7 protein-coding genes are annotated in these 13,284 nt (G+C 37.0%); 4 read left to right on the top strand and 3 right to left on the bottom strand.

The features are described 5' to 3' along the window. The first annotated feature begins 5 nt into the window (after positions 1–5). Positions 6–1,580 (top strand): flotillin family protein, encoded by a 1,575-nt coding sequence (locus tag B5X62_RS10780; RefSeq protein WP_079667435.1) that lies wholly within the window; start codon positions 6–8, stop codon positions 1,578–1,580. Positions 1,581–1,621: 41 nt separating this feature from the next. Here B5X62_RS10780 and B5X62_RS10775 read toward each other — a convergent pair whose 3' ends face one another. Beyond that, entirely contained in the window at positions 1,622–2,641 is a 1,020-nt protein-coding gene (locus B5X62_RS10775; protein WP_079667434.1) for an LLM class flavin-dependent oxidoreductase, read from the bottom strand. A gap of 120 nt (positions 2,642–2,761) precedes the next feature. Here B5X62_RS10775 and B5X62_RS10770 point away from each other — a divergent pair, with 120 nt between their 5' ends. Then, positions 2,762–4,591: an alpha-L-fucosidase gene (locus tag B5X62_RS10770; RefSeq protein ID WP_079667433.1), complete on the top strand. Its 1,830-nt coding sequence runs from the start codon at positions 2,762–2,764 to the stop codon at positions 4,589–4,591. Positions 4,592–4,693: 102 nt separating this feature from the next. Here B5X62_RS10770 and B5X62_RS10765 read toward each other — a convergent pair whose 3' ends face one another. Together B5X62_RS10765 and ppk1 are read right to left on the bottom strand one after the other, a co-directional pair. Beyond that, positions 4,694–5,575: a Ppx/GppA phosphatase family protein gene (locus tag B5X62_RS10765; protein ID WP_079667432.1), complete on the bottom strand. Its 882-nt coding sequence runs from the start codon at positions 5,573–5,575 to the stop codon at positions 4,694–4,696. Positions 5,576–5,584: 9 nt separating this feature from the next. After that, a complete protein-coding gene (ppk1, locus tag B5X62_RS10760) occupies positions 5,585–7,648 on the bottom strand; it encodes a polyphosphate kinase 1 (protein ID WP_079667431.1) in 2,064 nt (687 codons plus the stop codon). Positions 7,649–8,469: 821 nt separating this feature from the next. Here ppk1 and B5X62_RS10755 point away from each other — a divergent pair. Together B5X62_RS10755 and B5X62_RS10750 are read left to right on the top strand one after the other, a co-directional pair. Beyond that, entirely contained in the window at positions 8,470–12,663 is a 4,194-nt protein-coding gene (locus B5X62_RS10755) for an Ig-like domain-containing protein (protein ID WP_079667430.1), read from the top strand. A gap of 25 nt (positions 12,664–12,688) precedes the next feature. Beyond that, a complete protein-coding gene (locus B5X62_RS10750) occupies positions 12,689–13,237 on the top strand; it encodes a hypothetical protein (RefSeq protein WP_079667429.1) in 549 nt (182 codons plus the stop codon). Positions 13,238–13,284 lie beyond the last annotated feature (47 nt).

The raw sequence follows: 13,284 nt of genomic DNA, 5'->3' as shown, positions 1-13,284 counted from the left end.
ATAAAATGATTGATGGAATTAATGGGACTTTTATCCTAATTGTAGTACTCGTCTTTGTACTATTCGTAACCTTTATGGCGCTTATCTCGCGGTACAAACGTTGTCCGTCGGATAAGATTTTGGTAATCTATGGTAAGACTGGCGGCAGTTCTGCAAAATGTATCCACGGTGGTGGTGCTTTTGTTTGGCCTGTCATTCAGGATTTTGCTTATTTGGATTTAAAACCAATTTCTATTGAAGCCAATTTGACCAATGCCCTTTCTCGACAAAATATTCGTGTCGATGTACCTTGTCGTTTCACCATTGCGATTTCTACAGAGCCAGATAGCATGGGAAATGCAGCGGAAAGATTGCTAGGTCTTTCTCCGGAGCAAATTCAGGAACTTTCTAAAGATATCCTATTTGGTCAGTTGCGTTTGGTTATTGCAACCATGACGATTGAGGAAATTAACTCTGACAGAGATAAATTCTTAGATAACATTTCTAAAAACGTCGATACCGAATTAAAGAAAATCGGTCTTAAACTTATCAACGTTAACGTTACCGATATCCGTGATGAGTCAGGCTACATCGAGGCTCTTGGTAAAGAAGCTGCTGCTAAAGCGATTAACGAAGCGATTATCTCAGTTGCAGAACAAACCAAAATCGGGGAAACTGGTAAAGCAGTTGCTGACAGAGAAAAAGATACACAAATTGCTGAAACACAAAGAGATCGTGATGTTAAAATTGCGATTACTCAAAAAGATAGAGAAATTAGCATTGCATCGGCTGGCAAAGATGAAGCCATCGGTAAAGCAGAAGCTGAAAGAGATGCGCGTATTGCGACTTCGGAAGCTAACTCATTAGCGATTAAAGGGGAAAACGAAGCGAAAATTACGATTGCAAATTCTGATGCTGAAAGAAGACAACGTGAAGCAGAAGCTTTGAAAGTTGCAATCGCAGCGGAAAAAGTACAATCTGCGAAAGCTTTGGAAGAATCTTACTTAGCAGAACAAAAAGCGGAAACTGCGAGAGCAGAAAGAGAGCGTTCTACACAACAAGCCAACATCGTTGTACCTGCGGAGATTTCGAAACAGAAAGCGATCATCGATGCAGAAGCAGAAGCAGAAAAAATTAGACTTCAAGCGAAAGGTGAAGCAGACGCGATCTTCGCAAAAATGGAAGCTGAAGCGAAAGGTCTTTACGAAATCCTTACTAAGCAAGCTGAAGGTTACGACCAAGTTGTGAAAGCAGCTGGTGGCGATACGAACAGTGCATTCCAATTGTTGTTGATTGAAAAACTTCCTGAGTTGGTTAGAACGCAAGTTGAAGCGGTTAAAAATATCAAAATTGATAAAGTTACTGTTTGGGATGGCGGCAATAATCCTGAAGGTACAACCTCAACAGCGAACTTCGTCTCTGGTATGATGAAAACTGTTCCACCTTTGAATGATTTATTCAACATGGCTGGACTTAATCTTCCATCTTATCTAAAAGGTGAAGACGAAAAAACAAAAACTATCGAAACAAAATCGGTTAAAGTGGTTAAAAAAGAAGAACCGCCAAAACCAGATGATTCTACAGACGAAAATAAAGCATAACAAAATCGCCTTTCAAATAATTTTGAAAGGCGATTTTAATTTTAACGAACTTGGTCAGAAACTTTAGTTCCGAAAAGCTCAATAGATTTCATCATAATATCATGCGACGGATCACCAATATCCATATGTCCAATAAACCTTGTTAAACCAAAAGCTTCTTTTACACGGTTAATTTTCTCTGCAACCTCATCAGCATTTCCGATAAATAAAGCACCATCGGCACTTCGTCCGCCATCATATTGCATTTTGGTGTAAGGCGCCCAACCACGACTCGCTCCTACCCTATCCATTTGCGCTTTATAGTTTTCAAAATAATCCTCGATCACTTTCGGATCTTCACTAACAAAAGTATGCGAATGTATGGCGATTTGCATTTCACTTTCTAGATGACCAGCTTTCAGATATTCCTGTTTGTAAAAATCAATCAGCGGTTTGAACTGCATTGGCATTCCTCCGATAATTGCAACAATTAAAGGTAAGCCCAAAGTCGCTGCTCTCAACACAGATTCTGGTGTTCCGCCAACTGCAACCCAAATTGGCAATTTACCATCGTTAGTTGCTCTTGGATAAACGGTTTGGTTGTTCATTGGTGCTCTTAATCGACCTTTCCAACTTACATTTTCTCCAGAATTTATTTTTAAAAGTAAACTTAATTTCTCTTCAAAGAGTTCATTATAATCGGACAAATCATAACCATAAAGCGGAAAAGATTCAATGAAGCTTCCACGCCCAACCACAATCTCGGCGCGACCATCCGAAATTTGGTCAATCGTTGCAAAATCTTCGTAAACTTTAACAGGCTCCGAAGAGCTCAAAACGGTTACACCACTTGCTAATTTTATATTTTTAGTAATACTAGACGCCGCAGCCAAAAGGATTTCTGGTGAAGAAACCGCATAATCTTCACGATGATGTTCGCCCATTGCAAAAACATCGATTCCGACTTCGTCCATTAATTTTACTTCGTCCAAAATTTCACGCATTTTGACACCAGCATTTCTATATTTCCCTGTTGTTGGATCTAAAGCTAAATCCCCAAACATTCCTATTCCTAATTCCATTTGTAATAATTTTTATCAAAATTACGATGCTTTATTAAGATTAATATTGACGTAGGTTAAGAACGAACAAAGCAGAAATTGACGAAAATTTTATATATTTAAAAATAATAAAAACCCAACATGAAAAAACTCTTTTGCTCAGCATTCGTAAGTGTTTCTCTACTTTTTTCAGCGCAGAAAAATGAGCAACCAACTTCCAAAATGGAATGGTTTCAGGATGCTAAACTTGGGATTTTTATACATTGGGGCATTTATTCAGTAAATGGAATATCCGAGTCGTGGGCGTTTTTTAACAACTACATCAACCATGACAACTACATGAAGCAATTGGATGGTTTTACAGCTTCCAATTACCAACCTGAAACTTGGGCTGAATTGATTAAAAATTCAGGCGCGAAATATTCAGTCATTACTACGAGACATCACGATGGCGTTTCGTTGTGGGATTCTAAAGCGGACAAAGCTATTACAACACTTAGAGATTCAAAAGCTAAAAAAGATGTTTTGAAACCTTTTGTTTCGGCATTGAAAAAGACAGGTCTTAAAACTGGCTTGTATTACTCGCTTCCCGATTGGAGTCACGACAATTACGATGTTGCGACACGAACTAAAAAGCGTTACGACATCACCAAAGAACCTCAGCGTTGGAATAATTTTGTTAAATATTATCAAGATCAACTTAACGAATTATCACAACAATATCAACCCGATTTAATTTGGTTTGACGGCGATTGGGAACATACTTTCGAAGATTGGAAAGCGCCGCAAACCTTGACCAATCTTAGAAAGTTTAACAAAGATATTATCATTAATTCTAGGCTCAACCAACATGGCGATTATGCGACACCTGAACAAGGCGTTCCTGTTGTTGCACCAGACGACGAATACTGGGAACTCTGTTACACGATGAATGATTCTTGGGGTTACCAACCTTTTGATACGCATTACAAAACACCGAATATGATTGTCAGAACTCTTGCAGATGTCATTAGTATGGGCGGAAATCTTCTGATTGACATTGGTCCAAAAGCCGATGGAACGATTGTGAAAGAACAACTCGATGTTTTGGAAAATCTTGGTCGTTGGACAAAAAAATATCCTGAAGCAGTCTACGGAACGCGACGAGGTTTAGATTCTAAAAACTATTTAGGGAAATCGGCATTTTCAAAAGATGGAAAAAAACTATTTCTTTATCTCGATCGCAACAAAGAACATCTTAGTCTTCATGGTTTGCAAACTGAAGTTTTAAGTTTAAAAATGTTAAATGATAATACTGCGAAACTAAATTTTAAAACCGATAAAAAAGGAAATCTCGACATCGATATTACGAATGCAAATTATGATCAAGATGTTAGCGTTATTGAGTTAAGTTTTAAGGAAAAACCAAAATTCGTGGAACCGACTTTGGAAAGCAATTTTGATTTTAACCAAATTATCAATTCTAAAAATACAAAACAAGGAGTTTATCGACTTGCAGAAGAAGTTAGTAAAACTAAAAATATTGGCTTATTTCAAAAATATGGATTTACGGAAGATGGTCAGGATATGAATATTAAAACTCAGAATTCTGAAATTAAAAAATGGCTCAGCAAGCATGCCGAAGCTTTTTACAATACTGGCGATAGTCTTCCGAGTGGGCATTATGATGGTTTGACAACACTTAGCAAAGATCGACAAACCTTATATCTTTTTGTCGATGGAAAACCGAATGGACCGATCGCTATCAAAGGTTTGAAAAATCAAATTTCGCGTGTCAGAATTGTTGGTGAAGGTTCGGTGATTAATCATCAGGTTTTCAACAAATTGTATTGGAGCAAAATCCCTGGCATCGTGTACATCGATATTCCCGAAGATCGACTGGACAACAACCTCACCGTTATTGCGGTTTTACTAGATAAACCTGTGGAACTTTTCCGAGAAAACATCAGTGTCGTTGACAGTAATTTATAAATGAAAAACCTCCGAAATTGGAGGTTTTTGTATTTTAATTTAATCATAAAAGATTAAAACACTAGGTTTTACAAGGTCAAAAAAGCAGTAATTGCAAAGTAATTATTTCTTTTTTACTTTAGAATAAATGCTTTTAATTAAACCATCTGCAACGGAAATTTTCGGAACAAAAATATGGTTAATATCCGCCCAATTCATCACATTATTAAAAATCTGAAGTGCTGGCACCAAAACATCCGCGCGATCCTCACGAATCTGATAAAAAGACATACGTTCGACAACGCTCATTTCTTTCATCGTTTTATAATATTTTTTGAGCGTGGCTGCAGACATCGCTTTCCCGTCTTTAGTCTTACTTAAAGAGAAAATCTTGTTGATGTTACCGCCCGAACCAATCGCCACAACATTATTTTTAGAAAGAATATTTTTCTTTATTTCGGACTTCATTTCGAACCACATATCATCGGTCACCAAACCTTGCAACAATCGGATTGTCCCAATATTAAACGACTTTTCGTAAAGCATTTTTCCGTTTTCGTAGAAAGTCAATTCGGTGGAACCACCGCCAACATCTATATAAAGATAGGCTGATTTTTTATCAAGGTTTTCCTCAACATGATTTTCATAAATCAAAGTGGCTTCTTCGTCACCTGTAATAATTTCGATGTTGATTTGTGCTTCATTTTTGGCTAGTTCGATAAGTTCTGCGCCATTTTTAGCATCGCGCATCGCACTAGTTGCACAGGCTCTGTAATGTTCGACATTGTAAACCTCCATCAACTGATGAAAAATCTTCATAGAATTGATGAACATCTTCTGACGTTCTGCCCCGATTTCGCCCAAATTAAAAACATCCATCCCCAAACGAAGCGGAATTCTCAATAAATTAAGTTTTGTAAACTCTGGCTTGCCGTTAACTTCTTGTACGTCATTTATCAACAGTCGAGCCGCGTTACTTCCTATATCTATAGCTGCAATTTTCATAGTATAAATCTACAGATTTTTTAGATAATGATAAATTTCTATTTGCGAACGAATTGGTTTTCCATCTTCATTTTTAACATATTCGTTACGGATATTTTTGTCCAAAATTCTAGCTTTTACATTGTCACTCAATTGGATATCCAACATATCTTTAAGTTGTTTTTTAAGATCTTTTTGCAAAATTGGCGTTGCTGCTTCTATACGAAAATCGAGGTTACGAGCCATCCAATCGGCCGAAGACAGATAAAAATCTTCTTTTCCTTTGTTATAAAAAAACATAATCCTCGCATGTTCTAGATATTCATCAACAATGCTAATGGCACGAATTTTCTTTTTAAAATGTTTTTGATTAACAGCACAATAGATGCCACGAACAATCATTTTGATATCGACTCCTGCGTTGGCTGCATCGTACATTTTGTTTATTAAAATCTTATCACTCAAAGAGTTAACTTTAATAATCATCTCCGCTTTGCGACCAGCTTTAGCTTCTTCAATTTCTTTATCGATATGCCAAATAATTTTATCTCTCATAAACTGTGGGCAAACCAACAAAGATTTACAAGTTTTAAGCACTGGCATTGGATCTTCTTTTGGCTTTCGTAAAACATTGAACACTTTATTAATATCCGCCATTATCGAACGATTGGCCGTCATCAACAAGCTATCACCGTAGATTCTTGCTGTTTTTTCATTAAAATTTCCTGTGCTAATAAAACCGTACTGAATCGTCTTATTATTCACTCGTTTTTTAATAACACAAAGCTTCGCATGGACTTTTTTATTAGGAATTCCTACCAAAACTTTAACACCTTCGAGTTCTAACTTTTCTTTCCATTCAAGATTAGCTTCTTCATCGAATCTGGCGCGCAATTCTAGCATCACTGTCACTTCTTTACCATTACGCACGGCATTAACTAAAGCATTGACGATTTTGGAACTGCTCGATAAACGATAAGCCGTTATCTGGATCGATTTAACATGCGGATCCATAGCCGCCTCACGCAACAAATCGATAACAGGAACATAGGTATGATACGGAAACGTCAACAAGACATCGTTCTGCACAATAACATCGGTGACTCTCTCCTTTTGCGCAAATGCTGGATGGGTGAATTGTGTCCGTTCAACAGGTTTTTCATAAGCTTTAAAAACATCTGGAAAATCCATAAAATGTCTAAAGTTGTGAATCTTCTGCCCTGGAATAATGCTATCTTTTTTGGAAAGGTTTAATTTTTTAATTAAAAATTCTAAAAGCGCTTTGTCCATTTCTTTATCAAAAACGAAACGCGTCGGCTTGCCTTTTCTACGGCTTTTGATACCTTTTTCGATTTTGTCAGCAAGAGTGGTTTTGATATCGTTATCCAAATCAAACTCTGCATCTTTTGTTACTTTAAAACAATTGGCTTCGAACTCATCATATCCAAAATATGAGAAAATATGCGGCAAATTGTAGATAATGACATCCTCCAAAAGCATGACATTCTTCTCCGATTTGTCTTCGGTTGGTAGAATTACAAAACGGCTATTAGTCCTTGTTGGGACTTCGATCATCGCAAATTTACTTTCGTATTTCCATTCTTTACGGCGCATCGCAATCCCAATGTACAAACTTTTGTCTCGCATATAAGGCATCGGAACGTTATCATGCAACAGAATCGGAATAACATTACTTTCTACCTCTTCATCAAAATATCTAACAACAAAATCCTTCTGTGCGGCAGTCAAGTTTTTAGAATCTTTAATAAAAACATTCTGCTTGCCCATTTCTTTTTGAATCTCGCGCCAAGTTTTGTCAAAATCTTCTTGTTGCGTAATCACAATTTTGTTGATTTTTTCTAAAATTTTGGAAGGCGCTTCATAGAAAGATTCTTGGATAATTTTTGTTTTAAAATCCATAGCACGTTTTAGCCCTGCAACTCTCACTCGAAAAAACTCATCGAGATTATTAGAAAAAATTCCTAAAAAGCGAATTCGTAATGGTAGCGGAACAGATGCGTCTTTTGCTTCCTGCAAAACTCTTGCATTAAAACCTAACCACGTAATATCCCTCGGATTGTATTGTTGCGCCATAATTGGATTTGATATGTCTCAAATTTACGCCTAAATAAGGCAAAATTTATCATTTCTAATATTAATTCTTGGTCACTTAATATAAAAAGTTACAAAATGATTAATTAAAACAATAAGGAAGCTCAATTATCGAAATTTATTTTTTGTTATGACATAAAATTAATGTGGCCTGATAGTTACTTTAAGAGCTCAATAAAATTTATAAAACAAAACATCTTCTACTAAGTCATCGTCCTGGTAAACATTGAGTACATAGATATGTTTTTCGCAAGCATAGCCTTTTATTATTAACAATAAAAAAATCACATAAACTATGTCAAGAATAACAGTTGTAGATAAATATCTACAGCAGTAACTTAAACCTACGCAACCCGCGATAAACACTAGCTTTAAAACGAATTTTATTCTACCTAAATATTGTATTAAGTTTATTTTAATAATATCTAAATATATATACCAAAAATATATTTTATATATTTGCACGAAATTATAAGAATTCCCAATATTTTACTCCAAGTATTCCCAGGTAGGGATGTGGACAAATAAAGAGTATAACATAATTTAACAAACACAATAAACCTTTGGATGAAACAAAAAAACTTACCCCCTCTAAAGCTTAGGAGCTAATCTTTTCCTAAGATCGTAATAAAACGTCAGCACGTTAAAAAGTTTAATAAGAATATTTGCAATTATCATTATGCAAATAGAATTTTTAGGCTTCTATAATTATAACCTATTGTTTGTTATTTGGAAACATATTACACTAACAAACAATCTGTTAATAGATCGTTCTACTACAATACAACACAAATAATATTTAAATGAAACGAAAAATTTTTCTACTTTTTTTTACAGTTTCTTTTTTACTCTCGTATATGCCTTTACAAGGGCAAGCGAAAGGAACTTTGTATATTTCAAATGCGCAAGATGGTAGCGTCTATAACATTAGCGCCTTGTCTGGCGTACTACCAGTAGCTATTGCAAACTATACACCATCATCTAGTGCTAGTAACTTGGCGGTAGGACCAAATCCCAATAATACATCGCAGTATGTCTTTACACACTCGGATACACCAAGTGGCTCGACTGTATATCAAGGCACAACTAATGTTGGTAATCTACCTGCAACATCGGGAGGTCTTACTGCAAACCCCACTACTGGTCATGTTTTTGGTGTAACCTCAACCCGTCAGCTAATACGTGCATATCCTAATCCTATAAATTTAGGAACTATAACTGGCGATGCAACCTTTAATAACGGAACTGTAGCAAGTGATTCTTTTTTTGACAACTATAACAACATGTATACTGCTGTAAGTAACGGCGGTACAAAATACATCTATCGTATTAATACAAGTACATTAATTGCCACGCGATTTTTGACATTATCAGGTTCACTTCCGACTAACTTTCAAGGTCTTGCATTTTACAATGGTAAAATATATGCCGCCGAAGGTTATAGTTCAACAATATTTTTCCTTTCATGGAATAACGCGAGAATCTATGAAATAAATCCTTCGACAGGAGTTGGATCAATTTATACTTATTATGGTCTTAACACTTATTTTGGACCTTTTAGTGCCTCTGACAACATTGACTTAGCATCAAGCGATGTCTTCACACCGCCGACCTCAAATCTAAGTGTTACAAAAACGACTAGCAACGCAACACCTGCTGCTGGATCTACGATTACCTACACCATCACCGCTAATAATATTGGCCCAGACACAGAACCTGCCGCTGTGGTTACTGACCTGCTACCTCCAGGATTGACTTATGTAAGTTCTACGACAGTTAATGGCAGTTACGATCCCTCAACAGGAATCTGGACAATAGGGTCAATGCCTGTTAATACCCCTAGAACTTTAAGTATTACTGTAAGAGTTGATAATGTGGGTAATATTGTCAACACAGCAACTATCAAAGGTAATAACGTTGATCCGATAACAACTAATAATTCGGCAACGGTGACAATTAACCCAACCAAACCAAGTGGTGATCTATCTATCACAAAAACATCAAATACGACAAGTACAACGATTGGTACAGGTTTTACCTATACCATAATCGCAACTAACAATAGTACAGTCGGAGTCTCAGGTATTACCGTAAATGATATCTTGGATAGTAGACTTACATTCTTAGGAAAAGGGGCTTCGCAAGGAAGCTATAACGAAACTTCAGGACTATGGACTGTTGGATATTTAGCACCTAATGCAAGTGCAACACTTACTATTACCGTTTCTGGAAAAGCACAGGTATTAACTCCTGGTATCCCAAATACCGCCAACATTAATGGATTGGTTACCGAAACTGTCACGACCAACAACACCTCATCTACTTCTGTTATTGTTACTGGAGTTGGAACTGATTTGAGTGTCACTAAAACTAACAATACCAATGGATTGGTTGCACCAGGAAGCAATATTACATTTACAGTTACTGCAAAGAACCAAGGTACGATAGATGATACTAATGTCTATGTGGTTGATAAACTACCAACAGGTTACACCTTCGTAAGTAGCACAGCCACATCAGGAACCTATACATCTGCCAATGGCCTATGGAAAATTGGAAATCTTAATAAAGCAACGACTGCTACATTAACTATAACAGCAACAGCTAATGCGGTAAATGCGACCAACCAAGGTTATCTAACTAATAATGTGATTATCTATGGAACCCAAAATGATATTGATCTAAGTAATAACTCAGCAACGTCCGTGGTTAACTTCAATACTGATACTGATGGCGATGGTGTACTAGATTATCTAGATTGGGACGCAGATAATGACGGTATACTTGACAGTGTAGAAATGTCCGCATGTACGTGGGCGAATCCAATACCTAGCACCGTAAAACGTTACGAAAAATACAGACAAGATTTTGGAGTTATTGATACACCTGCTACTGGGACACCTGCTCTCGATACTACCAATGGTATTAGACCTGTTGGACTTTCTGGGCAAGAAGGAACTTCTCAAAATCTGTATAAAAATACTAATGCGACTGGCGCCGGCTTTTATAGCCTGACACCAAATGCCAATTTTGTTGATGATTTTGGAAATGGATATGATAACCAATGGATACATGTTAATGATCATACTTCAATAGCGGGTGGAGCGGCCAACGGATTAATGATGGTAAATAATCCATCTGATGTTACAAAATACATTTGGCAATCACCAAACATTAATGTTAGTCCAGGCGCTACGTTAGAGGTTGGTTTATGGCTATTAAATTTAAAAGATCCAACAACTAAAGGCTTCTCAGACCCTAATTTAACAATTTCGGTATATGATACAGCAACAGATACACTATTAGGTTCAGGAACAACTGGGGTATTTGTAAAAAATCTAAACTGGCAAAATAATGCGCAAGTTATTAAGCCTTCTATCTTAACATCTAAAATCTATATAAGAATTACCAATGCACAAACTGAATCCAATGGTAACGACTTTGCCATAGATGATATTGTTGTTAACGAAGTATACTGTGACAATGATGGTGATGGCATCCCTAACCATCTTGATACAGATTCTGACAACGATGGTTGTCCAGATGCTATAGAAGGTGATGGCAATGTTTTACCAAGTCAAGTAACTAATGGAAAAATTACAACAGGAGGTGTGGACATCAACGGTGTTCCTAACATTGTTAACCCTGGAGGCTCTGCAGATACAGATTCAAAAATAGGACAAGCTCCTGGATTAGCTTATAATGCAGCAATTAAAGAGACTCTTACACTATCATCTACCTCACCAACATCGCAAACAGTATGTGTTAATGCGCCAGTTACATCATTAGAAGTTATCTCTACTGTGGCTAATGGCACAACCCCAACAACTTACCAATGGTATTCTAATACAACCAACTCAACAACTGGCGGTACATTATTAGCTGGAGAGACTAACAATACATTAGTTCTGTCATCAAGTGTCGCAGGTACATACTATTATTATCTTGTTGCAACTGGTGGATGTAATACTGCTACTTCTGGACCTTACCGTTTAATTGTAAATGCATTACCAACAATTCTCGGAACTGATAAAGTATGTGTAAACTCAAGCATTCAGTTGACAGGCAATGGTGGTACACCTGCATCCTCTAATCCTTGGACATCCTCTAATACAGCCATCGCAACAGTAAGTAGTACAGGATCCGTAACAGGTATTACGGCTGGTACTGTGATGATTACCTACACTAACTCTGCTGGTTGCTCTGTTAACAAAGACATAACAGTCAATCCTAAGGCAGAAATAACAGGTAACTCTATTGTTTGTGTAGGATCGACATTACAGCTATCAAATAGTGCAACACCAACTGCAAATAGTCCGTGGACATCATCTAATATTAATATTGCGACAGTAGATGCCAATGGTCTAGTGACAGGAGTTGCGGCAGGCTCAACAACAATATTTTTCACCAATTCTAGTGGATGTATTTCTCAGAAGCTTGTAACCGTTAATCCGTCAACTAGCATTAGTGGTCCAAACACAGTATGTACAGGTTTAACAATTACGTTAACCGCAACTGGTACGCCTGCAGTTGGAGTCCCATGGAGCTCAAGCAATCCTACTGCTGCAACTGTAAATTCTGTAGGTGTTGTTACCGGTGTTTCAGTTGGCACAACAATTATCACATTTACATCAGCTAATGGCTGTCAAGCTGCGGTAACAATTACCGTAACACAATGTGCATGCTATAATCCAAATAACAATTTTGGTACGGCTACTCCTACTCAACATGGCATTACCTTGTTAAAAAGAGCGGGTGTTAACGAAGATAACTGGCCAATGCTGAGAGGCTCTGCGCATACGGTATTAGAATCTAACACAAAAGGATTTGTGGTGACAAGGATGACATCGGATCCATCACAGCCTAACGCATTGAACAACCTATCAAAAATTACTACACCACAAGAAGGTATGATGGTATATGATACTTACGCTAAATGTTTCAAAATATATAGCGATAATGCTTGGAGTTGTTTTTCAAAACCGTCATGTCCTTAATTGTTAACTTTTTAATATTTAAAAAATGAAAAAAACCATAATATTAACAATTGCCCTATTATCTATAAAAACCTCTGCCCAGGTTATTATTGGCGATGCGAAAGGTACTGCAGTTAACAAAACATCGGTCCTGCTCGAGTTTGAAGTTGGTAAAAATAAAGGTCTCATTCTACCTTACGTAAGAACAAAACCTACTAATCCCGCCCCAGGCACATTAATCCTAAATGCGACGACACCAACTGCTGCCAATGTAGAGTATTGGGATGGCACTGCATGGATTAGCTTAGGAAGCAACAAAGCTTCTGACAAAGGTGATGTAACAACAGCATTAGCTAAGCAACCTTTGACTTCAGAGGATATCAAAGGAAGAGCTATTATAGGCGCAACCGATTCTGCTGCAGATGGTGTTTTAGTTTTGGAATCTAATACCAAAGCAATGGTGTTACCAACGGTTGACGATGTTACCAAGATCCCAAGTCCTGCACCTGGTATGATGGTGTACATCAACAAGACTGGTGCTAAAAGATTAGCCTTCTATAATGGTAATACATGGTCTTTCTTCGCACCACAATAACCAAAAGATAGATTTATAAAAAATAGCCACTTAAAAATTTAAGTGGC

Origin of the sequence: Soonwooa buanensis (genome assembly GCF_900167905.1) — a bacterium.
Lineage (GTDB): Bacteria > Bacteroidota > Bacteroidia > Flavobacteriales > Weeksellaceae > Soonwooa > Soonwooa buanensis.
This window is presented reverse-complemented; position numbering and strand designations above follow the sequence as displayed.